At 66.7% G+C, this 22,990-nt stretch carries 21 protein-coding genes; 13 read left to right on the top strand and 8 right to left on the bottom strand.

The window, feature by feature from the left end; genetic code table 11:
- The first annotated feature begins 24 nt into the window (after window positions 1–24).
- Both MNZ29_RS01380 and MNZ29_RS01375 read left to right on the top strand, forming a co-directional pair.
- Window positions 25–876, top strand: a complete 852-nt coding sequence (locus MNZ29_RS01380; protein ID WP_242352375.1) for a Hachiman antiphage defense system protein HamA — start codon at window positions 25–27, stop codon at window positions 874–876.
- The gene (locus MNZ29_RS01375; RefSeq protein WP_242352372.1) at window positions 873–3,875 is read left to right on the top strand and encodes a DEAD/DEAH box helicase; all 3,003 of its coding nucleotides are present in this window, start codon (window positions 873–875) and stop codon (window positions 3,873–3,875) included. Before MNZ29_RS01380 ends, MNZ29_RS01375 begins: the two co-directional genes overlap by 4 nt.
- Window positions 3,876–4,084: 209 nt before the next feature.
- On the opposite strand, the gene MNZ29_RS01370 is transcribed toward MNZ29_RS01375, so the two are convergent.
- The gene (locus tag MNZ29_RS01370; protein ID WP_242352370.1) at window positions 4,085–4,363 is read right to left on the bottom strand and encodes a helix-turn-helix domain-containing protein; all 279 of its coding nucleotides are present in this window, start codon (window positions 4,361–4,363) and stop codon (window positions 4,085–4,087) included.
- Between the two features lie 113 nt (window positions 4,364–4,476).
- Entirely contained in the window at window positions 4,477–5,598 is a 1,122-nt protein-coding gene (locus MNZ29_RS01365) for a site-specific integrase (protein ID WP_242352368.1), read from the bottom strand.
- On the opposite strand from MNZ29_RS01365, the gene MNZ29_RS24790 reads away from it, so the two are divergent.
- The 3 genes from MNZ29_RS24790 to istB all read left to right on the top strand — a co-directional run bounded on the left by MNZ29_RS24790 (window position 5,531) and on the right by istB (window position 9,394).
- Complete coding sequence (locus MNZ29_RS24790) at window positions 5,531–6,535, top strand: recombinase family protein (RefSeq protein ID WP_308197034.1); 1,005 nt, start codon at window positions 5,531–5,533, stop codon at window positions 6,533–6,535. The two genes, MNZ29_RS01365 and MNZ29_RS24790, sit on opposite strands and share 68 nt — an antisense overlap.
- 483 nt (window positions 6,536–7,018) lie before the next feature.
- Window positions 7,019–8,542: an IS21 family transposase gene (istA, locus tag MNZ29_RS01355; RefSeq protein ID WP_242352363.1), complete on the top strand. Its 1,524-nt coding sequence runs from the start codon at window positions 7,019–7,021 to the stop codon at window positions 8,540–8,542.
- 93 nt (window positions 8,543–8,635) lie between these two features.
- Window positions 8,636–9,394 carry an IS21-like element helper ATPase IstB gene (istB, locus tag MNZ29_RS01350; RefSeq protein WP_242352361.1) on the top strand — a complete coding sequence of 253 codons (759 nt, stop codon included), beginning with the start codon at window positions 8,636–8,638 and terminating at the stop codon, window positions 9,392–9,394.
- Window positions 9,395–9,734: 340 nt separating this feature from the next.
- Here the strand turns inward: istB and MNZ29_RS01345 are convergent, their stop codons facing one another.
- On the bottom strand, window positions 9,735–9,917 hold the full coding sequence (locus MNZ29_RS01345) for a hypothetical protein (protein WP_242352360.1): 183 nt from the start codon (window positions 9,915–9,917) through the stop codon (window positions 9,735–9,737).
- An 872-nt stretch (window positions 9,918–10,789) separates the two neighbouring features.
- On the opposite strand from MNZ29_RS01345, the gene MNZ29_RS01340 reads away from it, so the two are divergent.
- Window positions 10,790–11,299: a hypothetical protein gene (locus tag MNZ29_RS01340; protein ID WP_242352358.1), complete on the top strand. Its 510-nt coding sequence runs from the start codon at window positions 10,790–10,792 to the stop codon at window positions 11,297–11,299.
- 140 nt (window positions 11,300–11,439) lie between these two features.
- Here MNZ29_RS01340 and MNZ29_RS01335 read toward each other — a convergent pair whose 3' ends face one another.
- On the bottom strand, window positions 11,440–12,576 hold the full coding sequence (locus MNZ29_RS01335) for a helix-turn-helix domain-containing protein (protein WP_242352356.1): 1,137 nt from the start codon (window positions 12,574–12,576) through the stop codon (window positions 11,440–11,442).
- Entirely contained in the window at window positions 12,573–13,202 is a 630-nt protein-coding gene (locus MNZ29_RS01330) for a hypothetical protein (RefSeq protein ID WP_242352354.1), read from the bottom strand. Before MNZ29_RS01330 ends, MNZ29_RS01335 begins: the two co-directional genes overlap by 4 nt.
- Window positions 13,203–13,295: 93 nt before the next feature.
- Between MNZ29_RS01330 and MNZ29_RS25110 the strand changes: the two genes are divergently transcribed.
- The 4 genes from MNZ29_RS25110 to MNZ29_RS01315 all read left to right on the top strand — a co-directional run bounded on the left by MNZ29_RS25110 (window position 13,296) and on the right by MNZ29_RS01315 (window position 17,470).
- Complete coding sequence (locus MNZ29_RS25110; protein WP_374109393.1) at window positions 13,296–13,616, top strand: ATP-dependent endonuclease; 321 nt, start codon at window positions 13,296–13,298, stop codon at window positions 13,614–13,616.
- Window positions 13,617–13,707: 91 nt separating this feature from the next.
- On the top strand, window positions 13,708–15,117 hold the full coding sequence (locus MNZ29_RS01325; protein WP_242352352.1) for an AAA family ATPase: 1,410 nt from the start codon (window positions 13,708–13,710) through the stop codon (window positions 15,115–15,117).
- The gene (locus MNZ29_RS01320; RefSeq protein ID WP_242352350.1) at window positions 15,110–16,516 is read left to right on the top strand and encodes a UvrD-helicase domain-containing protein; all 1,407 of its coding nucleotides are present in this window, start codon (window positions 15,110–15,112) and stop codon (window positions 16,514–16,516) included. Before MNZ29_RS01325 ends, MNZ29_RS01320 begins: the two co-directional genes overlap by 8 nt.
- 30 nt (window positions 16,517–16,546) lie before the next feature.
- A complete protein-coding gene (locus MNZ29_RS01315; RefSeq protein WP_242352348.1) occupies window positions 16,547–17,470 on the top strand; it encodes a hypothetical protein in 924 nt (307 codons plus the stop codon).
- Window positions 17,471–17,760: 290 nt separating this feature from the next.
- Here MNZ29_RS01315 and MNZ29_RS01310 read toward each other — a convergent pair whose 3' ends face one another.
- From MNZ29_RS01310 to MNZ29_RS01300, 3 genes are all read right to left on the bottom strand, one after another.
- Window positions 17,761–18,243, bottom strand: coding sequence for a cupin domain-containing protein (locus tag MNZ29_RS01310; RefSeq protein ID WP_242352347.1), 483 nt, complete (start codon window positions 18,241–18,243; stop codon window positions 17,761–17,763).
- A gap of 141 nt (window positions 18,244–18,384) precedes the next feature.
- The gene (locus MNZ29_RS01305) at window positions 18,385–18,951 is read right to left on the bottom strand and encodes a dihydrofolate reductase family protein (protein WP_242352345.1); all 567 of its coding nucleotides are present in this window, start codon (window positions 18,949–18,951) and stop codon (window positions 18,385–18,387) included.
- Between the two features lie 78 nt (window positions 18,952–19,029).
- On the bottom strand, window positions 19,030–19,935 hold the full coding sequence (locus MNZ29_RS01300; RefSeq protein ID WP_242352342.1) for a LysR family transcriptional regulator: 906 nt from the start codon (window positions 19,933–19,935) through the stop codon (window positions 19,030–19,032).
- Between the two features lie 212 nt (window positions 19,936–20,147).
- Here MNZ29_RS01300 and MNZ29_RS01295 point away from each other — a divergent pair, with 212 nt between their 5' ends.
- The 3 genes from MNZ29_RS01295 (at window position 20,148) to MNZ29_RS01285 (ending at window position 22,990) form a co-directional block, all read left to right on the top strand.
- Window positions 20,148–21,035: an aldo/keto reductase gene (locus MNZ29_RS01295; protein WP_242352340.1), complete on the top strand. Its 888-nt coding sequence runs from the start codon at window positions 20,148–20,150 to the stop codon at window positions 21,033–21,035.
- Window positions 21,036–21,068: 33 nt separating this feature from the next.
- The gene (locus MNZ29_RS01290; protein WP_242352338.1) at window positions 21,069–21,830 is read left to right on the top strand and encodes an SDR family oxidoreductase; all 762 of its coding nucleotides are present in this window, start codon (window positions 21,069–21,071) and stop codon (window positions 21,828–21,830) included.
- A 179-nt stretch (window positions 21,831–22,009) separates the two neighbouring features.
- Window positions 22,010–22,990 (top strand): aldo/keto reductase, encoded by a 981-nt coding sequence (locus MNZ29_RS01285; protein WP_242352336.1) that lies wholly within the window; start codon window positions 22,010–22,012, stop codon window positions 22,988–22,990.

Raw genomic sequence — 22,990 nt, 5'->3', positions numbered from 1 at the left:
GTCCGGGAGCGATGGGAGGAAGTCGTGACCGACGATCTCGGGTTGAACTTAACGCTCGCCGCACAGTGGTTTCCACATGAGCACGAAGATCCGTACGTTCTCGTGCGGGTCAGCGACGAGCATGCGAAGTCCTGGGCTGACACTCTCGGTGTCGCGGTGCGTCGCTGCTACGTAAGCGACTCGCTAGTGATCGAGAAGGCTCTGGAACACAACGTCGACAAGACCCAGATCATTGCCGCGCGCATGCCGGATGCCGGAGCCACGATGGCGGGCGACTTCGGCGAGATCCTCGTCTACTTCTACCAGAGTGCGAAGGAGCTTCCGGTAAAGGCGATCGGCCCGAAGAAGTGGCGACTGAAGCAGGACCGCACGAAGCCGGCGCCGCACTCCGATGTTGTCCACTTCGTGCTCCCGACGTGGCCGACGTCGAGCGACAAGGATGTTCTGCTTTGCTCCGAGGTCAAGACGAAGTCTACCGCTGGCGAATCGACCCCGATACAGAGCGCCATCGACGACAGCGCGAAGGATCGGACCAGTCGCCTCGCACGGACCCTTGTATGGCTCAAGGAGCGCGCGCTGCTCGAGCCGCTTGGGGACGTCCAGATCGCGCACCTGGACCGCTTCATCAAGGCCACCGATCATCCGCCCGCGACGAAACGCTTTAGAGCAGTCGCGGTGGTGTGCCAGACGCTCCTTGATGAGGAGCTGAAGAGCGCCCCCATCACCGCATCCCCCGAGTACACGGTGGTTGTCATTGCCGTTCCGGATTTGAAGAACATTTACGCCGCGGTGTTCGACTCGGCCAAGAAGGCTCTCCCGCTCGCCCCGCACCACAAGTCCGCGCCACCTCCCGCGCTCGAGGTGACAGCGAAATGAGGCCCGTGCTCGCGAGATGGATCGGAGACGCCGACGCACTCCGGCACCTTGAGTACTTCCAGGTGCAGCAGTCGACGCTCGACCTAGCCGGCATCCGAACGCGTACCGACGACTACTTCCTCGCGCTCGTGGGTGAGCTCTTCGACCGGATGAGGGAGGGTTCCGCCGACGCGACTGGCTGGGCGCGTTTGGGCAATGCGCTCGCGCAGCTCGCGGCAGACAAGGACGAGCGGCTTCGTCGCGTAGGGATCTCCAAGGCCGAAGCAACGCTCTTTGCTGCCGCCGCTTTCTACTGCGGAGGCTTTCCTGCATCCGCGTATCTAACGGCTCGAGCCGTTACGCCGGGCGGGAGCGAACCGGAGTCCTACCACGCCTGCTTCGACCTCATCGCGCGCCCGAGCAATATGACCTCGCAGGTCGGGCGTAGGCTCGTCGGAGCCCTGCGCCACGGCGACATGGCGACGATCAGCGCGATCGGCGCGAACGCGGTCGAGCAGTCAGCAGCCGCCCTGCGTCTAGGGCCGGATGCTTGGATTCCCGCGCGGCTGTTCGAACACCTCACCAAGCGCTTCCTGACCACCAACGTGCGGGCGGTGCTGCCGCGCGGAGAGACCGAGTTCTGGACTCCATTCGTCGGTTCGCTGCTCAACCGGCGCTCGTGGGAGTTCTTCCCTTCCCAGATCGAAGCGCTGAAGCGCGGGTTGCTAGAGCGCAACGATACCTTCTCGCTGCAGATGCCAACGGGCGCCGGGAAGACGGCCCTCTGCGAGGCGCTCCTTTACTGGCATGCGAAAACTACCGAGTCGGAAGTGGCGATCCTCCTCGTTCCGTACCGTTCGCTGGCGTCGGAACTTCGAGGCAGCGTCGTCAAGCGGCTCAACGCGCTGGGCATCTCCGCACGTTGCGCCTATGGCGGAACGGTGCCCACGGGTGATGAGGTCCGCGACATCGACAGCACGCGAGTCGTCGTAGCCACTCCCGAAGCACTCTCCGGGCTTCTCGGTGCGAGCGGTGACTTACTCCGTCGAATCTCCTTGGTTATCTGCGATGAGGGGCACCTCCTCGACGGTGGCGGACGTGGTGTTGGGCTCGAGCTACTGCTCGCGAGGATGCGCGCACGCGAGAGCGGCGCGCCGCGCTTCGTGTTTGTGTCGGCGATCGTTCCGAACATCGATGAGATCAACGCGTGGCTCGGTGGGTCGCCGGATGCGGTAGTGCGGAGCGATTACCGGCCAGCGATCGCCGAATACGCGGTGCTGCGGTCGTCCGGGACGGGGGCGAACACGACCGTCGATCTCGACATGCACCCGCACGAGCCCGAACCGACGAGGTTCTCGGTCCAGGGCTTCTTGTCGCGCACCGACTTCGAGCATCTGAATCCCGCGACGAACCGTCGAAATACGTACAGCTTCGCGTCGGTGAAGACTCAGGCCGTCGCGACAGCCCGGAAGGCACTGCCGATGGGAGCGGCGGCAGTGTTCGCAGCTAACAAACGGGGAGATCAAGGCGCAGTCGGCCTGGCTGAGGAGCTCGTCGATCAACTCGCTCACGAACTCACGCTGCCCGCGCCGATCAAGTTCGCCCAGCAAGACAAACTCGCGCCGGTCGTTCAGTACCTGCAGCTTGAATACGGGGAGGGCTGGCTGGGCACACGGGTCGTTGCTGTCGGCGCGGTCCTTCACCACGGGGACATTCCGCAAGAGACTCGCGAGGTGTTGGAGAAGCTGCTGCGCCGAGGCGACGTGCGGTTCGTGATCTGCACGAACACGCTCGCTGAGGGCGTGAACCTTCCGATTCGCACGCTTGTCCTGTATTCCGTGCAGCGGCGCCGGAAAAAGGGGCCTCCGGAGAACCTGCTCGCTCGTGACATCAAGAACCTCGTCGGTCGAGCAGGGCGCGCCGGATCGACGACGAAGGGGCTGGTGATCTGCGCGAACGCACAGCAGTGGTGGCAGGTCGAACAGGTGGCGAAGCAGACGCCTGGAGAGCCGGTACGAGGCGCTCTGCGAGGTCTGGTCGACCGGTTGCGGCAGGCGCTTGCGCGACAGACCACACATTTGACGAACAGCGACCTTGAAGATACGCCGGCGCTCCACACGCTGATCGACGGGATCGACGCGACGCTCATCGATCTAGCCGCTGAAGAGATCGGTGAGGAGGCACTGGTGGGCGAAGCCGTACGCTTAGCCGATCAGACCTTCGCGTCTCAGCAGGCGGATGTGGCGTCGAGGCGGCTCCTCCAGAGCGTGTTTGAACTGCGCGCCCGCCGCGTATCGGGCATCCGCACCACCGGCCGACTTCAGTGGATTCGCGAGACGGGCGCGCGCCCTCGCATGCTCGACTCAGTGGAGTCGAGCCTACTGACGCAGCGGCCGACCTGGGACGATGTCGCTGACCCGACCGAGCCCACCGTCGTCGCGATCATGCTCGAGTGGGCCTGGGGCCAAGCTGACGTACAAGAGGCGTTGCGCGAAGCTCATCGACTCGAAGATGACGCTGACACGAGCGCGCTGAAGCAGCCGTTCTTCGACACGGTCGCGGCGTGGCTGAAGGGCTCGCGCTTCCGAGACATCGCGGCGATATCGGGGCTGGAACTCGATGACTTCCTGGGGGTTCATGCTCGCGTCATCTCGTACGTGCTGCAAACGGTGATCGAACAGGGAGTTGCTCTGCTCGCCAAGTTGCTGGAGGGGCAGGGCCGAGCTTTGGCTCCAGCCGTCCTCGCGTTTCCTGAGCATCTAAGATTCGGCGTCCCGACGTCGGCGGCTCGCGTCCTACTCGCGGTCGGCGGTGTTCGACACCGCAGCGCTGCCGTCGAGCTTGGCAACGCCCTCCGCAACAGTGGTGAAGAGCGGGAGACGCTTCTTCCTCTCGCGCGGGCCTCGCTGCGCGCGTACCCGACGGAGTGGAAGAGCCGTCTCGGAGCTCTCGTCTACGAGACCACGCTACAGGATCTGTCCTCCGCGATCGGTGATGAGCGAGAAGAGCAGACGGAATGACGACGCCCCGTCTTGAGCTGTCGCGAGCTGACCACTGCTGCGCTCGACAACATGTTGGCCTCGAGCCGTCCCATCTCCTACCGAAGACGAGGTCCCCGGCTTGACCGGGCACACTCGCCGGGAACATGAATGAGCGAGGGCTAGGCACGGTGCCCCCAGGTGAAGGGGAGGACGCTGCCAAAGTCCGCCGCCACGACTCAGATGTGCAGCTACTTGCCTCGGCCAACTAGATCGAGATCGTGCACACGGATGGCTCCGGACGAAACGCGCACTGCAGGCAGCCGCCCGCTGGCGACGAGTCGGTACACAGTCGCCCTGCAGACGCGAAGCCGGTGGGCCGCCTCGCGAATGGTCAGGAGGCGGGGCGTACCCACAGTCTGCTGTGCCTGAAACGTGACTGAGAGGGCCGGTCCCGGCCGGCTGGGCCCGTCTGTATCGGATCGGTCGCCGGAGCCCCTCCCAATGATTTCGGGCACATCGGTCGCCATCGGATCGGAGCCGACCGTATCGGATCCCGGCGGTGACCCTTCGGGACCAAGGGGTCGCAGGTTCAAATCCTGTCTCCCCGACTCTTTAAGTACCTGACGGCTCAGGGGTTCTTCTAGGACCCCTGGGCCGTCTCCCTTACGGCTCCCCGCGCTTCCCGGTTCAGCAGCTCAATGGCTGCAGACTTGGCCGACGGCGACAGGTGCATGTAGCGCATCGTCGTCGTCACGCTGGTGTGGCCGGCCAGTTCCTTGATGGCGAGCGTCGGAGCGCCAGCCATCGCGAGCCGAGAGCAGAAGGTGTGGCGGAGGATATGCAGCCCTCCCGTCACCTTGAGCCCGGCGTGCCTCTGAGCCCGCCGCATCCACTTCGCCAGGAGGACGCCGGTCACCTTCTCGTGGCCGTCGTCGCGCCAGAGGACTCGGTCGCCGCGAAGGTGGCGGTTCGCGACTAGCGCGTCCCTGAGCCGCTCGGTCATGTTGACCTGGCGCTCGCGGCCGCCCTTCGGGAGCGTCACCTGGCCCTTCCACTCCGACCGGCGCACGTGCTGGGTGCCCCTCTTCGTGTCGCAGTCGTTCTGCTCCAGGCCGATGATCTCTCCGCGGCGAAGGCCGGCATCGCCGGCCAGGAGCACGAGCAGCTCGATACGGGGGTCGACCTTGCGTGCCGTCTCGACGAGCTGCTCGTAGTCGCAGGACTCGTAGAAGTCGACCGTCGGAACGGTCGTCTTCAGCAGCTTGATCGAGCAGGGAAGGGCGGAGATGACGCCCCATTCCTTCGCGGCCTTGAGCATCGTGCTGAGCGTGACGAGGACGTTGTTGACCGTCTTCGGGCTCAGGTGCTTCAGGTCGGCCTTGAGCTTCGCCACGTCCGAATCGCGAACGTCGTCGAGCCTGCGGTCCCCGAACCTCGGCTTCACGTACAAGTCGAGGACCGCCTTCTTCTGAGCGATGGTCGACGGCTTGAGGCGGCTCGCCTCACAGTGCTCCTCGATGTACCGCGCGCGGAACTCCTCGAACGTCGGGACGGCCGCGCGCGGTGTCTCTTCTGTGCTCCTCCTCCCGCCTCGCGCGAGGACTTCTGCCTCGCGCTGCTGCGCCCATCGAAGGGTGCCGCTCTTCGACGTGACGGGGGACTTCACGCGCTCTCGCACGCGAGTTCCGTCGGGCATGGTGATGCGGATGTCCACTTCGAATCCCTGCTTCCCGTTTCTCTTCCACTCCTTGATTCGCACCATCGTCGGCTGTCCTCTCCGGCGACGACGCACGCTCTCGGGCTTCCCGCTCAACAGCCTTCGCCCACTCCGGGCGCGTGTCCATCCGCATTGTCTTCGGCTTCACGGCAGCACCTCGCTCACGGCGACGCACGTTTCGAGGCCGACCTGCCTGCAAACCCGCTCGACCAGCTCAACCATTTCCTCCAGGTGTGCGCGGCAAACGTCCATCGCGCTGAAGTCGCCCCGTCTAAGAGTGAAGCAGGCGTCAGGGTGGCAATCGGGCGAGTCGCAGCGTGCGACCTCTCCGCGCCACATCCGTAGCGCCGCGTCCGACATGGAGCGGAGGAATGAGTCATATTCCTCGGTCGTGACCGCCACCGCCAAGCCCCTCGCCGTCGCGTACCTGCGGGTGTCCACCGCCGAGCAGACCACGGCCAACCAGCGGGAGGAGGTCGTGCGCCTCGCCGGGGCTCGGGGCTACCGCGTTGAGGTCGTTGAGGAGACGGGCTCCGCGGTCAAGCGGCGGCCCGCCCTCGACGCCGTCATGGACCGCGCGCGCCGTGGCGAGGTGCGTGCCTTGGTCGTCGTCGCGCTCGACCGCATCGACAGGGACCACGTCGCGATCGTCGCTCGCGTCGCCGAGCTGGACCGCGTCGGATGTGCCGTCATCTCTGTGCGCGAGCCTTGGACCGACACCTCGGGGCCGACGCGCGGCCTACTCGTGAGCGTGTTCGGGTGGGTCGCCGAGCAGGAACGCCGAGTCCTCATCGAGCGCACGAAGGCAGGCATCGCCCGCGCGCGCCGCGAGAACAAGAAGCTGGGCCGCCCGTCGGTGATGCTGCCCTGCGACGTGGAGAAGGCGAAGGGGATGCGGGCGAAGGGGGCGACGTGGGTCGAGGTCGGCGCGGCGCTCGACGTCAATGCGGACACGGTCCGCCTCGCCTCCAAGAACTGGTGAGCGTCGCAGATCACGAGGGCCACGCGCTCGCCATCGTGCGGGCCATGGCCCTCGCTGCGTAGGGCTCTCGCGCATGACAGCCCGCGAACGCCTCGGCCGCCCCCCTTCCTCGATCCTGCTGGGCGACGAGACCCCTGGTACGGCCCAGGAACGGGCCCGGCATGCCCGATGACCCTCGTCCGGATGGCGGTTCGACTCCAGACCCATGTTACTGTTGGTCCGTGTCGCGCCGAGCGAGGGCCAGCAGCTCGTCGAGGCCGCAATTGCAGGTGCGTGCACCGGTCCATGCCGATCACCGATTCCGGCGGAAGCCGATCAGTGATTCCGGTCGAAGCCGATCACCGATTCCGGAGCAAGCCGATCGCTGAACGCATAGCCAGGTGACCGGCCTCGGCCGGGCGCTCGGGAGCGTTGACGCCGCTGGGTAGTCCGCCGCTGATGCCGCCTCCACAAGGAGGCGGGATGGCGGCCGAGAGGCTACCGATGCGGAAGCTGCGAGAGATCATCAGGCTGAAGCTCCAGGCCGGCCAGTCGGGCCGTGCGATCGCGCGAAGCTGCGGGCTGTCGCCGAGCACGGTGGCCGAGTACGCGGGGCGCATCGCGCTCGCAGGGCTCTCCTGGCCGCTGCCGCCGGAGCTCGACGACGACACCGCGCTCGAGCGGCTCCTCTTCCCCGACGAGCACCGGCCGGTGTCGAACCGCCCCGAGCCAGACTGGGCGTGGATCCACACCGAGCTGCAGCGGCGGCACGTCACGAAGATGCTGCTCTGGCACGAGTACAAGGAGGCGCAGCCGGGCGGCCTCCAGTACAGCCAATTCTGCGATCGGTACCTGCGCTGGGCGCGGCCGCTGTCGGCGACGATGCGCCAGGCGCACCGCGCCGGCGAGAAGACCTTCATCGACTTCAGCGGCGACGGCCTCGACGTCGTGAACGCCTTCACCGGCGAATGCCAGAAGGCGGTGCTCTTCGTCGCCGTGCTCGGCGCGTCGAACCTGACCTACGTCGAGCCCGTGCTTCACCAGGACCTGCCGACGTGGATCGGCTGCCACGTGCGGGCTTTCGAGTACTTCGGCGGCGTGACGCCGATCTGGGTACCCGACAATCCGAAGGTCGGCGTCACGCGCGCGAGCAAGTACGACCCCGATCTCAACCCGACGTACGCCGACCTCGCGCGTCACTACGAGGCGGCCGTGATCCCAGCGCGCCCGCACCGGCCGCGCGACAAGGCGAAGGTCGAGGCGGCGGTGCTCATCGCCGAGCGGTGGATCCTTGCCGTGCTGCGGAACCGGACGTTCTACTCGATGGAGGAGCTGAGGACGGCGGTGGCGGAGCTGCTCGAGAAGCTGAACGCCCGGCCGATGCGGCTGCTGAAGAAGTCGCGACGGCAGCTCTTCGACGAGATCGAGCGGGCTGCGCTGAAGCCTCTGCCGGTGCGCCCGTACGAGCTTGCCGAGTGGTCGAGGCCGAAGGTTGCGCCCGACTACCACGTCGCGCACGACGACCACTTCTACAGCGTCCACTTCGGGCTCATCGGTCAGCAGCTCGACCTGCGCGCCACCGAGGCCACGATCGAGATCTTCAAGAGTGGGAGGCGGCTCGAGAGCTACCCGCGCAGCTACGCGAAGGGAAAGTACACCACGCGGAAGGAGCACATGCCGCGTGACCATCGCGATCACGTCGAGTGGACGCCCGAGCGGATCGCCGGCTGGGCGAAGAAGTCTGGGCCGCAGACCGTCGCGCTCGTCGAGGCGATCATGGCCTCGAAGGTCCACCCGCAGCAGGGCTTCAAGCGATGCCTCGGGATCCTCCGGCTCGGCAAGGAGTACACGCCCGAGCGGCTCGAGCGCGCCAGCGCCCGGGCGCTGCGGTACCGGACGCTCACGTACACAAGCATCGCCGCGATCCTGAAGAACAACCTCGACCAGGAGCCGCTGCCCGGCGACGAGCCGCAGGGCTCGCTGCCGCTCCACGAGAACATCCGCGGCAGCCGGTACTACCTCAACTGACGCAACGAGACCGCGCCGGAGCGGCCTCGCGGCGCAGCGGGCGCTGGGCGATCACGCCCGCGGTCGTGATCATCGAGGCCAACGGAGAGACGCATGCTCGTCGAGCAGACGATGCAGAAGCTCGTATCGATGAAGCTTCCAGGGATGGCGGAGGCGCTGCGCCGCTGGCTCGAGCGGCCCAAGGAGAAGGACATGTCCCCGCTCGATCTCATCGGCCTGCTCGCTGATGCCGAGTGGAACGACCGCGAGCAGAAACGGCTCACCGCGCGACTGCGCAACGCTCGCTTCCGGCAGGACGCCAGTGTCGAGGACATCGACTACCAGCACGCGCGCGGCCTCGCGAAGTCGGTGATGCTCGACCTCGCCGCGTGTCGCTGGGTGACGGCGCACCAGAACGTGATCTTCACGGGGCTCACCGGCGTGGGGAAGAGCTACCTCGCGTGCGCCCTCGGCCAGAAGGCGTGCCGCGACGGCTACACCGTCGTGTACCGCCGGGCGTCGCGGCTGCTCGACGAGGTCGCCCAGGCCAGGGCCGACGGCTCGCACTTCCTCCTGCTCCGCCGCCTTGCCAAGACCGATGTGCTCATCCTCGACGACTTCGGGCTCGAGGTGCTGAACGCCGCCCAGCGGAAGGATCTGCTCGAGGTGCTCGAGGACCGCTACGGCACGACCTCCACGATCGTCACCAGCCAGCTCGAGCCCAAGGAGTGGCACTCCGTCATCGGCGACGAAACGATCGCCGACGCCGTCTGCGACCGGCTCGTCCACAACGCCCACCGCGTGAAGCTCGGCGGCGAGTCGATCAGGAAGGTGAAGGGCGACTTGACGAAGGCGCAGAAGACGGCGAAGTAGACCTACCCAGCGGCGTCACGCCCCGGGTGATCGCCTTGGCCGGAACAGGTGATCGGCATCGCCCGGAACGGGCGATCGGCATGGCCGGTACGCGCATGCAGGGGATGAGCTTCCCGTCCTTGTCGAAGGTCCGGCCGCGGAGTCGGTGTACGCAGCGAACCCGCGCAGCAACACGGCGGTCGTCATCGGCTGGAGATCAACGCCCGGCCGGGCGGCGGCAAACGGAACAGGGTTCCTTCGTCTGCCGACCGCAGGATGGTACGTCCGCGGTTCGTGAAAATTCTGCTCTCAACAGGAGGAAACCGGGATGTCGACTGCGCAGCCTGAGGGACGAGTCGGTTCAGCCGATCGCACGCTTCTCCTCGAGATCGAGGGCGAAGGAGGATTCTTCGACGTCCTCGACCATCGCGATCTTGGGACGACGTGCCACATTCGACTGACGTACGAGAATGCCCAGAGGCTGAAGCTGTTCATCGGCAACAGAGGAACGCTGACCGTCGATGATGGGACCGTGTTCATCCACGAACTCGAGATCGTAGCGGTCACACCAGAATCTGGCGAGGCGAAGGCGAACATCACGGGTTAGCAGTCTGCGCTCCCGTCGTGGAGCAGAGTGGCGGCGAGCCACATCGCCTATCTGCCGGAGGTCCTCGAGCCTAAGGCGAGTCTCCGCCCGAAAATGAAACGTCCCGGGACCGCGCGGCGGCGGTGCCCGGGACGGAGCAGAACTCGGCGTGCTCAGGCGCTCACGTTACGGGGGCTGCATGGGATGCCTCCTCGCAAGCAGCCGCCCCCTGCGCGGCCGGCTTGCAACGAGGCGGTTCGAGAGGCACAATGCGGGTTGGTTCAGGACCCGGTGCCCCCCCAAGGGGCCTCTTGGTTGTCTTGAAGAAGGGGCTCATCGGCGTTGGCGCGCCGGTGGGCCTCTTCGGCTTTCTGCCTCTCACCCGTCCGACCTGTACTTCGCGGGGCGGCCGGGCAGGTAGGACGCTAGCCGATGGCATCGCTGGGCGCAAGCCCGTCCGCTGTGCAGCCTGGCGGACTCCGTAAAACCGGCTACTTACGTGATGTCACGCATGGGGATGGCCGCATCGCCCCCATACCTCCGCCCGCATTCCCGGCGGCGGAACCTCGGACCCTCGGAAACAGGAAATCTGGAAACCGGATACGTGGGAAACGGTTAAGCGAGCTAACAGGTTGATCTTGCGATGTACGTGTGTCCACACAGAAGCAGATAAGCGCCAAGCATGTTGACGGGAGTGCTAGCTAACGTCAGAATGCCTGCGACTCGATCGCTCGGAGGTTCGCGTGGCGAAAGTTAGGAGCGCCCGACGCCGCGAAGGGCTTCGGAAGGAACTCTGGCCCGATGGTGGCCGCGAGATGTGGCGCGGCCCCATGAAGGAGAAGGGGTGGAGCGCTGTCCCTCGGACGCTGTCCGTTGTCCTGTGCGCGCTGCAGGACCGCGACGTGCGAGGGGCGGTGGATCTTTCGCGCGTCTACGTTGACCTCTGGACGCGAACGTTCGACGAGGGGTTGATCGAGATTCCCGATGAAGCCGAGGCAGCGTGGCTTTCGGGCTTCGCGAAAAATCGGACGCGCTCATGGCGCGAGCGCGTCCGTCACCTGGAGCGACTTGGCTTCATCAAGGTGTTCTCGGACGCAGTCCACGACATCGCCGCGATCGGGCTCATTCATCCTCACATCGCGATGATGCGACTGCGCCGGCAGGGAAGGGTGAACGACGGCATCTGGGCGCTGTACACGAAGAAGCTGGATGCCGCCGCCGGCAGCGCCCCCGTGCCCCCCGAGGACGAAGCGCAGGACACGACGCATGCGGACCAGCGACCGTCCGCCGAGTCGCACGGGTCGGGCATACGGCCACCCGGTCGCGTCGTTGAAGTCTGAGTCGTCCGGTCTGCCGTCACTCATCGTGACGATCGGCACCGTACTTCGCTCGTTCTGAGCCGCTGTTCAGGTTCGCTCGCACCGCTCGGGAGGGCGCACGCCCCCTCGTCGCATGCGGCGCGAACTCGTATCGTCCCGCGCTACTCCGGCGGGCGCACCGGACGCCGGGTCTTGACCTGGGCGAACGGAATGACATTGGTCGGCCCGGTGATGGTCGGTGGCGCCAAATCCGGGGCGATCTTCGCCAGCACCTCATCTGTCCACCCGAGCCGACGCACGACGTCCTCGCGTGTGACGCCTTGGTCCTCGAGGACCTTGAACGCCAGCGATACGATTTCGGGCACCTCGTCGGGCGGCTCCGCTGTCTCACCGCGGTGCATCCCCCGCGAGTAATACTGCTTAAAGGCAGCTTGGTACTGCGCCGGCGAGATCAGGCGAAGGTCATATGCTCGCCGCACGATGGCCGCGATACTCGACTGCCATCGCATCTTCATCGGAATCAGCGCCTCTAACCGCACGCGCCCGGCGCCCGGCCGCGGGAACTCACGGCTGAACGCTGCGCGAGGCATCAAGAATGCGCTGGCGAATCGATCTGCCTGCGCCTCCTCCTCGTAGGACCCGTGGTCAAGCCCGCCATGCATCACCAAGTGCCCGCACTCGTGGCCCTTGTCGTGGCGTGAGCGCGACGTGCTGCCCTTGTCCGTGTTGAGCACGATGACGCCGCGGTCGCCCGCCCGGGAGAAGGCGTCAATCTTGCCAGCGCTCGCGGCGAATCGGGCGATGACAATGCCGGCGCGCTCCAGCACGCGGGTCACGTTCTTGATAGGCGTGTCGAGCCGTAGCTTCCAGTGCTCGCGCACTCGCTCGGCCGCCGTCTCGATGTCCTCGACGGTCTTCACCCGAATCGAGGGCACGTCGTAGGGCGGCAACCGCACCGACGCGTCGAGTAGCCCGACCAACTCGTTGAACAAGGTGCCGGACGCCAGAACCTTGTTGCGCACCCCCATCGGCGTCGTCTTGCGCCTGCGGAAGTAGCACTCGTCGTCGCGGAACTCGGTGGGAGCGGGGGCGTAGAAGAATGACACGTCGAACCCGAGCACCTGCGCCATCTTCTCGACGATGGTGTCGCTCGGCTGCCGCACACCGTTCTCGGCCTGCGAGATTGACGCGTGTGTGACCTCGACGCGGGCTCCTAGCTCAGACTGGCTCAACCCGCCGAACACGCGAGCCAGTCGCAGGCGGTCGCCCGAAAATGCTTGGGTGCTACTCGGCATCATTCGTCTTCCGTCTCGGTCTTGCGGGCCGCCGGGGGCTTCGGCCCGACGTTCGGCTGGTCGAGGTCCGGTGCCTCGGGGAGGTCACCACCGAGGGGCGCGAGCGGCGTCACGACGTCGGTGAGGTCGATGTCCCAAGACTGCAGCGTCTTCCCGTCGGGGCCGACGCGGGCGAAGGCGACGCGGAAGACCTCCTTCGTCAGCGGGTCGTCCTGAAAGTAGAGCCGCAGGGCGGACCCGAGCATGTCGCCCGGGGCGCGCTGCGGCTCCAACGTTTCCATGAAGACGAACGCCTTCTGCTTCAGCACCATCTCAGGCTGGAGCTCCCGCGTGGTCCGCGGGTTCGGGTCGTCGGGGTCGGTACGGTGAAACTTGACCGGGACACCCTCGACGAGCAGGAGGAAGTAGTTGCCGCTCTCGTAGTACTTCAGCCATTCCACCTCGCCCGCCAGTCGGCGGAACGCCTCGCATCCGCGCTCGAAGGTGCGCGTGCCAAGGCTGAGGTTCCTCTCTCCGGACTCGGCGTCGTGGAGATCGAGCGCGGCGCGGCGCACGCGGACGATGACGCTGGCCAGCGCCTTCAGGCGTTCGGCCGTAAACGCGGGGTGGAACTGGCTGGGCTCGTTCATGCCCTCCAAGCCTAGACGGTCGGCGAGAATAGTCAACGGAAAATGTAACCGACTCGGACACGGCGACGGTAACCGGGCCGCTCCCCGCCTTGCGTGGCAAACGGCCGCAGGTCGTGCGGGCGCCACCTGCCGGTACGGCCCGCGTCAGTACCGCCTGTAGACTCCTGGTCCGTGCGCCTCTACCGAGTAGAGATCGAGCGTTTCCGCGGAATCCGACACCTACGCTGGTCGCCGGGCGGGGGGGTGGCGTGTCTTGTTGGGCCCGGTGACTCTGGGAAGACGACAATCCTGGACGCGATCGACCTGCTGCTCGCTCCTCGCTGGAACGCTGCGTTTGACGACTCCGACTTCCTCGGCGCAGACACCTCGCAGCCCATCTCGATCACTGGCGTGCTCGGCCCAACTCCCGAGTGAGCTGCTGAACGTAGATCGGTTCGGCTATCGGCTACGCGGCTGGAGCAAGGGCGAACTCGTCCCCGAACCCGAAGACGACGAGGGCGTTCTCGTGGTTCGGCTCCTCGTGGACAGCGGCCTCGAGCCCCAGTGGTTCGTTGTGGACGCCAAAGAGCAGCAGCACCGACTGTCCGCTAAGGACCGTGAACGGTTTGGTGTGATTGCGATCGGTCGCTTCTCTGACCGTCACCTGAGCTGGGGTCGAGGCGCTGCGCTGTCTCGGCTCACCGGCGACCTCGATGAGGTCCCAGCGATCATCTCCGCAGCATCTCGCGCAGCCCGGGAGGCGTTCCGTGGTGTCGAGTGCAGCGCGCTGCGAAAGGCCGCGGCGGACGCCGAGACTATGGCCCGCGGGATCGGGGTGAAGCCTGCCTCTGGATATCGGCCTGATCTCGACCCACTCTCGGTCAGTTTGAGCGCTGGCGGAATCTCGCTCCACGACGGTGCGATTCCGGTGCGACGCCTGGGGCAGGGGACGCGAAGGCTTCTCGCGATGGCGATGCAGGCCGACGGCGCACGCCCGGACGGTGTGACCTTGGTTGACGAAGTTGAAGCCGCGCTTGAGCCGCATCGACTTCGCCAACTGCTGCGGTTTCTGCGACGCTCCGCATCGAAGCCGGTCGCGCAAGTCGACGCGAAGCCAGCCGATCACGCTGGGGGGCATCGTGGATCGACGCATCTCATAATGACGAGCCACTCGCCCGTCGCGATTCAGGAGCTCGAGACGAACGAGCTGGCGATCGTCCGGCGCTCGGCGGATGGAACGGTCGCGATCCACACACTCGCGCCTGACCTACGTGACGTCTTGCGGGCCGTCCCCGAGGCATTTCTCAGTGCCCGAGTGATCGTCTGCGAAGGAAAGACCGAGATCGGCGTATTACGCGCACTCGATCGTGCCTGGGACGAGACGACAGGCTCATCCTTCGCGTACCGGGGAGTTGCTCTTGTGGATGGCGGAGGCTCGAACGCCGCGCGGCGCGCCGAGACCTTGGCGCTGGCGGGGTTCCCGACCCTTCTCGTGCGTGACTCTGACCAACCCTGTACCCCCGACGACAAGGCCCTCTGCGCTGCTGGCGTAAGAGTCCTGCAGTGGGAAGGCGGCGTTGCCATCGAGGAGCGTGCGTTTGCCGACCTTCCGTGGGCAGCCGTCGTTCAGGCGCTGCAGATCGTTCTTGAAGAGCGAACTGCAGAACAGGTGCGGTCGGCGATCGCGTCGCGGCTCAAGATCCCTGACAATGCACTGGACCTGAATCCCGCAAGGTGGCCGCAAGCAGCAGCGGAGCAGAGTCTGCGCGTTGCGCTGGGAAAGGCCGCCAAGGAGTCAAAGCCGGGTTGGTTCAAGCGAGTGGACCTGGGCGAGCGGTTTGGGGATGTGATCGTCGCGAACCTGGCCTCCATCCCGCAGAGTGGGCTGGCGCAAACGATCGGCGCGGTGAAGTCAGAGGTCCACAGGGATGCGTGACCTCGCCGCGGGGCTCTCGGGGTCGCCTCGCGGTCATGTGGTCGCGCCGGCTGGCTGCGGCAAGACGCAACTGATCGCGCTTGCCGTTCGGCAGGAATCCGGGAAGCCGCAACTCGTTCTGACTCACACCCACGCTGGCGTTCACGCAATCCGACGCCGCATGAATCTGCTCGGGGTGCCCGCCAACGCGTACCGACTGGATACGATTGCGGGCTGGGGGCTGGCCTTGGCGAGCGCGTATCCGCGAACATCTCGCCTCCTCGACACCGACCCGGTGGGCGCTGGATGGAACGAAGTGTACGACGCGGCGGCACGTGCCCTACGGGCTCCTGCGCTTCGTGCGGTTGTGCGTGCGAGCTACGCGGGCGCGTACGTCGACGAGTATCAAGACTGCACCGTACGACAGCACGAGATGGTGCTGGCTCTCGCCGATGTCCTTCCCTGCCGCGTTCTGGGAGACCCACTACAAGGAATCTTCGACTTCCGAGACGAACCATCGATCGACTGGGACCAGCACGTCTTCCGCGAGTTCGCCCTGGTCGGCACGCCTAGGGTGGCGTACCGCTGGAAGAGCCGGAACCCCTCGCTGGGCGAGTGGGTGGGGGCCGCGAGAACGGCGATAGAAGCAGATGAGGTCCTGAAGATCGGACCGGGAACACCGGTGCGGTGGGTGCCGGTCGATAACGAGAAGGAGCAGGTTCGGCTCTACTACAGCGCGGCGAATCGGCAGGGGACAACGGTCATCGTTCGCTGCTACCCGCAGCAATGCGCTAACACTGCCCGACGTCTCACCGGGACGTTCTCCGTGATCGAGACCGTTGAGCTTGAAGACTTGGTCGAGGTCGCAAAGATTCTCGATGCCGCGAAGGGCACCGTCGCTGCAGCAGCCGTGTTGGACTACGTTGCTGGGTGCGTGACAGGGCTGACGACTGAGGTGCGAAGCCGAATCGTCCGTGCGATCGCCGGGAAGACTCGGAAGCCGCTCCCGCTTGACCTGCAGCCCAGCCTGGCCGCGCTCCGTGAACTCGAGAGCAGCTGTACTCCGGATTCCGCGCTGGCAGCAGTCGACGCGCTCTGCGCAGACCGTACGGTCTTTCGGCGAGATGCGTTGAGAGCGTTTCGTAGGACTCTGCAGCAGAAGCGGGCTGATGCGGAGGTGAGCTATCGGGAAGCAGCCCGGCGAGTTCGCAATCGCGCTCGTGGTGGTGGTGCGCAGGTCCCTCGGCTTGGAATCGGAACGACGCTCCGAATCAAGGGGCTGGAGTTCGACCACGCAATCGTGGTTATCGACCCGAGGGGCAGGACGTTTGACCGCAGGAATCTCTACGTGGCACTGACCCGCGGGTGCCAGTCGTTGACGGTCGTATCAAGCTCTCCGTTCGTTCGCGCCGCGACGTGACGCGACAGCCGGCGCCGCCGGCGAACCGTGATGATGGCCTACAAGATTGTAAGCCGCCCCGTTCCCGCGAACCTTCGGCCGAAGAAGGCCCCGTACGTCCGGCAGCCCGGGTGGAGGTTCTTGCGCATCACAGACTGTGTACAGCAAGACACACTGCTCTCTATCGGTGATCGCTACCTTGTCGTCGCTCTGCACCGGGGTACTTGGCTAGCTGGCTCGAGGGCGAGTGAACCACTGACCCTCGAACTTGCGCTGCGGCTCTGTGCTCTGCTGGCGTTCGTCGTCGATTCGCCGGTACTCCCGACGCATCCGGAGGGCGCGCCTGGATGGCTCGGCGCGACGAACGCAAAGTACTTCAAACGGACGATGCGGCGTGTTCTTCGCGGTGAGCTAACGGGATATCTGCAGGCCCTAGCGGGCGTCGCTGAGACGATCGGAGACATGTTCGTCCGGTCTCCGTACGACCTGATTCTCGATACGCCACCGGAGGCCTTCCTGCCCATGCCTACGCAGGAGAAGACGTGGCGAGGGTTGACCGCGTACTGGTCGGGTCTGATGTCGGTCGCTTTCCCTGGCCGCATCCTGAACTTCTGGCGCGCGATGGAGGCCGTGACAGCGAAAGACGAGCGATACGCGCTGTTCGAGAACCTCGCAAGAGCGAAGGTCGCGCCGCTCTGGGGCGTGGACCGCTTCGCTCTTGATGAGGGGCGGTGGGTGAATGCGACTGCGGGACTTCGACGAGAGGCCCTGCGGCAGCAGAAGCGTCTCATCAGTATCCACACCTCAGCGAGGTCTGCGCTCGACGCACTGTATTGGCAGCGACGTGGGCCTGCTGCACACGCAGACAGGGTCGCGCTGGAGTACGACCACCTGCTCGACCTAGGTGAACAAGCGCGCGATTCGCTACTGCTGCAGTACATGGCGCGCGCGGCCCTTCAGGCGAGTTGGTCGTAGTGCGCGCCGACGGCAGGGTACGGAGCGTGCCCTTTCCGGCGCCGCGGTCGAGTCACGGGCACGGAACCTTGTCTCCGCGCGCGCTCGTTCACCCGGGGCACGAGCGGCTTCCAGCCGCTGTATCCGATCGACCCGACCTGAGGCTACGAGGGGGCGAGCGCCGCACGGTACCTCGCCAGAAGCCCCGTAAACACTGGGCGGGGACTTTGCTGCACCCAGGCTTGCAGGCCCCCGCAACCATCCGGAGCTCCGGTCACCTTGGCGGCGACCGGAGCTTCGCGTTTCGTGAGTCAGTACGGCGTCCCGTCCTTGTGCGTGAACCGCCGCTTCCCGTCGGGTCCGGTGACGAGCGCGAGGTCGTCGTTCGGCCAGACCACCTGGTCGCCCGTGCCGCGGTCCCCGACCTCGAGGAACACGACCTCGCGGCCGGTGCGGTTCTCGACGTGGTGGGCCGTTCCGCCTGCTGGGAAGCCCGCGCACATGCCCGGGGAGAGCGTCACCTCGCCCGCGTCGGTGACGAGGGTCGGGTGCCCGTCGAGCACGTAGACGAACTCGTCCTGCACGGAGTGCCGGTGGTGGAGGGCGGAGCGGTCGCCCGGGGCCAACCGGGCGAGGTTCACGCCGAAGGCCTTCAGGCCGAAGTGATCGCCGAGCGGGTGCTTCACACGGCCGGCGAGCATGGTCCGGAACGGCTCGGGAACGAACGCGGCCCCGCGGCGTGGCGGGACGGCGGTCGCGTCGACGGCTATCGGTGCGCTCGTGGGTTCGGGCATGTGGCGTCCTCCTCCCCCAGCCTAGCGCAGGAGCGCCGCGCCGTGGCCCCGGTCGCCGCAAGGCGGCAGGGGATCTTTGTCCTCGGGCCGCGTCGCGGCGGGTGCCTATGACTCAACGCCTGCACCGGAGTCCGGGATCCGCTACTGCGCGTAGTGGAGGTGCACGACGCCGCCCATCCGGCGCTCGCCCACGAGCGTGAGGGTTCGTCGGAGGTCTGGCGGGAGCCAGGGATTCCCGCCTCCGAGAATGATCGGACTGACGAAGGCGTGAAGCTCGTCGACGAGATCGGCGTTCAGCATCGCGGCGGCGAGGTGCGGTCCGCCCACCGTGAGCGTCTGGTCGCGCTTCAGGTGGCGGATCGCGTCGGCGTCGAAGGAGGGCAGGATGCGCGTTCGTTGCGTCGTCGCGGTGGCTAGCGTCGTCGAGATCACGAGCTTGTCGGCCCCGCGCCACACGTTCGCGAAGTCGCGCTCGAGATCGCCCAGGCCGGGCACGAACGACGGTGCATCGGGCGTCAGGTGCGCCGTCTCCCACGCCGCCATGACTTCGTACATCTTGCGGCCGTACACGTACGTGCCGGCGCCTCGCACGAGCTCGAGAATCGTCGAGAACACCTCGGGTGTCGGGACGGTGAAGCCGATGTTTCCGGCGCGGTCGGCGACGTAGCCATCGAGCGAGATGTTCGCGATGTAGATCAGCTTGCCCATGGTGTCCTCCGTTCGAGATACGCAACGAGACGCTTGAAGCGAACACAGCACCGGCGCCGCGCCGGGTGCCCCGCCGCTTCAAGGCGCCTTCGTCGCACACTCCTTGGCGACCTCGATGAAGAGGCGCAAGGGGCCCGAGCGCTGCGCCCGGCTCGGGAAGTAGAGGAAGAACCCGGGCACGGTCGGCGCGTACTCCTCAAGCACGGGCACGAGCCGCCCCGTGCGCAGCTCCTCCTTCACGGCGGGCTCGAAGGCGTACGCGAGCCCCAGCCCCTGCTCCACCAGCGCCAGCGTCAACCGGCGGTCGTTCGTCACGACGCTGCCTCGCACCGGCACCCGCCAGTTCCTCCGGCCACGCTCCAGCTCCCACGCGTACAGCGCGCCGCTCGACGGGACGCGGAACGTGAAGCACTCGTGCCGCAGCAGGTCCTCGGGGCGCCGCGGTGCGTCCTGACGCTCGAGATACGAGGGCGCCCCCACCACCACGAAGCGGAAGGCGTCGGTGAGGCGCACCTGCACCATGTCCCGCTCGATGGCCTCGTGCAGGCGCACGCCGGCGTCATAACCCTCCGCGACGATGTCCACAAAGCGGTTCTCGACGACGACCTCGACCTCGACGCGCGGGTGGCGGGCGCGGAAAGCGGCCAGCACGGGCGTGACCACGTACGGAACCGCGACCTCCGGCACGGTCAGCTTCAGCCGACCCACTGCCTCCCCAGGCTGCGCTGACACCTCTTGCAGCGAGGCGAGCGCCTGGCCGAGGCCCGGTCCCGCGCCCTCCAAGAGCCGCCGTCCCGCATCCGTGAGCGCCACGGTACGCGTGGTTCGGGTGAAGAGCACGACGCGCAGCTGCTCCTCGAGCTGACGCACGGACTGGCTCACGGCCGCCGGTGAGACGCCGAGCTCGCGCGCCGCCGCGCTGAAGCTCTTCCGCCGGGCCGCCACGAGGAAGGTCTGGAGCTGCGGGAGAAGTGTCGTCTTCATCGAGAGGCTCGGAGGTGGGGGAGGGGAGCCCGCCTCCTCGCCCCGTAGAGCGTAGCGCGTCAGCGGGGATCGATCTTCAAGCACAGCTTAAAGGCCCATTGCGGACTCGGCGCCTACTGCGCGGCTCGCGAGGCCGCTAGTTTCCCTTCCGACCGGTGCGGAGGGGTGCCGAACCGGCCAGAGACGGAATCCCACCCGAAGGAAGTTCGACCATGACCGCGAAGAGCCCCTCCATCACCCTCAACAACGGCGTCCAGATGCCGGCGCTCGGGCTCGGCGTGTTCCAGAGCCCGCCGGCCGAGACCGCGCGAGCCGTGGAGACCGCCCTCGCGACCGGGTACCGGCTCATCGACACCGCCGCCGCGTACGCCAACGAGCGCGAGGTCGGCGAGGGCCTCCGTCGCTCCGGGCTTCCCCGCGACCAGGTGTTCATTGAGACGAAGGTCTGGATCAGCGACTACGGCTACGACGCCACGCTGCACGCGTTCGACAAGAGCGCCCGCAAGCTCGGCGTCGACCGGCTCGACCTGCTGCTCCTGCATCAGCCGCTGCCGTCCGTGTTCGACCGCACCCTCGAAGCGTACCGGGCGCTCGAGAAGCTCCTGGCAGACGGCAGGGTGCGCGCGATCGGCGTGAGCAACTTCATGCCCGAGCACCTCGAGCGGCTGTTGAGCACCGCGTCCGTTGTACCGACCGTGAACCAGATCGAGGTGCATCCGTACTTTCAGCAGACGGCGCTCCAGCGTGTACACGCGGAGCACGGCATCGCCACGCAGGCCTGGTCGCCGATCGGCGGCATCACCGCCTACCGAGGCCTCGAGAAGACGTCGTTCGCGGACCCGACGCTGCTCGAGATCGCGCGCCAGCATGGCAAGTCGGCCGCCCAGGTGATGCTGCGGTGGCATCTGCAGCAGGGCCGTTCGGCGATTCCGAAGTCGGTGAAACCCGCCCGCATCGCCGAGAACTTCGCCGTCTTCGACTTCGAGCTCACGCGGGAGCAGCTCGCCGCCATCGACGCGCTCGACACCGGCGTCCGCGGCGGACCGGAGCCCGGCAGCATCACCCTCGAGAGCTACGGCAGGCCGATCCCCGAGGCGTGAGCCCACAGCGACATCAGCGACAGGAGCGTGAACATGAACGGACACATGAACGGCACCAACATCTCGGGCAAGGTCGTCGTCATCACCGGCGCCAGCAGCGGCATGGGCGAGGCGACCGCCCGTCATCTCGCCGAGCGGGGCGCGATCGTCGTGCTCGGCGCTCGTCGCGTGGACCGCCTGAATGCGCTGGTGGGGGAGATCACCAAGGTCGGCGGCAAGGCGCTCGCCCTCGCCACCGACGTCACCGACTCCGCGCAAGTGCAACGCCTCGTCGATGCTGCCGTGGAGCGGTTCGGCCGCATCGACGTCATGCTCAACAACGCCGGGCTCATGCCGCATTCGCCCCTCGAGCGCCGCAAGATCGCCGACTGGGACCGGACCATCGACGTCAACATCAAGGGCGTGCTCTACGGTATCGCCGCCGCGCTGCCCCACATGCAGCGGCAGAAGAGCGGCCACTTCATCAACGTCTCGTCCGTCGCCGGCCACAAGGTCCGTCCGGCGGGAGTGGTCTACTCGGCGACGAAGACCGCGGTGCGCGTGATCTCGGAGGGGCTGCGACAGGAGGTGAAGCCCTGGAACATCCGCTCGACGATCATCTCGCCGGGCGCAGTCGCGACGGAGCTGCCGCAGAGCATCACGGAGCCTGACATCGCGAAGGGCATCGCGCAGTTCTACGAGGAGTACGCGATCCCGGCGTCGTCGTTCGCCCGCGCCGTCGCGTTCGCGATCGAGCAGCCCGAGGACGTCGACATCAACGAGATCCTCTTCCGCCCGACGCGGCAGGAGCTGTGATGACCGCCTCGAATCGCAAGAACGGCCTCGGACGCCGCTCCTTCCTGCTTTCGGCCGGCGCCCTCGCTGCGGCGCCTCTCCTCGGTGGTGCCGCCATACAAGCCCCTGCGAAGCAAGCGGCGCGGAGCAGCGCCCCTGCGCCGAACGCGACGGGACGGCGAAGGCTGGGCTCGCTGGAGGTGTCGAGCGTCGGGCTCGGCGTCCAGAACATGAGCCGCACCTACCAGACGACGATCCCGACCCGACGCGAAATGCTGAACATCATCCGGACCGCGTTCGACCGGGGCGTCACGTTCTTCGATGCGGCCGAGGCGTACGGCCCTCACGAGGTCGAGCGCATCCTCGGCGAGGGCGTCGCGCCGTTCCGAGACAAGGTCGTGATCACCTCCAAGTTCGGCTGGAACATCGACCTCCAGACGGGAGAGCGGCGGCCCGGGCTCAACAGCAAGCCCGAGCACATCAAGCTCGCTGTCGAAGGGATGCTGAAGCGCCTCCGGACCGACCGGATCGACCTCCTGTACCAGCACCGGGTCGATCCCGAGGTGCCGATCGAGGACGTCGCCGGGGCGGTGAAGGACCTGAGGCAGCAGGGCAAGGTCCTGCACTGGGGCCTCTCGGAGATGGGGCTCGAGACGCTACGCCGAGCGCACGCGACGCTGCCGGTCACCGCCGTCCAGAACGAGTACTCGATGCTCTGGCGCGGACCCGAGAAGGAAGTCATTCCCACGTGCGAGGAGCTTGGAATCGGCTTCGTGCCGTGGAGCCCCCTCGGCGTCGGGTTCCTCACGGGAGCGATCGACGCGAACACGCGTTTCGCTCAGGGTGATATTCGCGGCGTCGAGTCGCGCTTTTCTCCAGAGAACCTCCTGCAGAATCTGGCGCTGGTCGAGCTGCTCGAGCGCTGGGCTGAGCGGAAGCGTGCCACGCCCGCACAGATCGCGCTCGCCTGGGTGATGGCGCAGAAGCCCTGGATCGTGCCGATCCCCGGGACGACGCAGATGCCGCACATGCTCGAGAACATCGGCGCCGCTGACGTGCGGCTCACGTCGAGCGAGCTCGCCGAGCTGAATGGAGCGGTGTCGGCGGTCCAGATCCGCGGCGCACGGCTCCCGGATCAGGTGCTGGTCTTCTCGGGGGTGGAGGCGCCTCTTAAGAAGTGA

Source organism: Anaeromyxobacter sp. SG64 (assembly GCF_022690745.1).
GTDB lineage: Bacteria > Myxococcota > Myxococcia > Myxococcales > Anaeromyxobacteraceae > Anaeromyxobacter > Anaeromyxobacter soli.
Note: the sequence above shows the minus strand (reverse complement) of the source record. Positions and strands in the feature narration are given on the sequence as shown.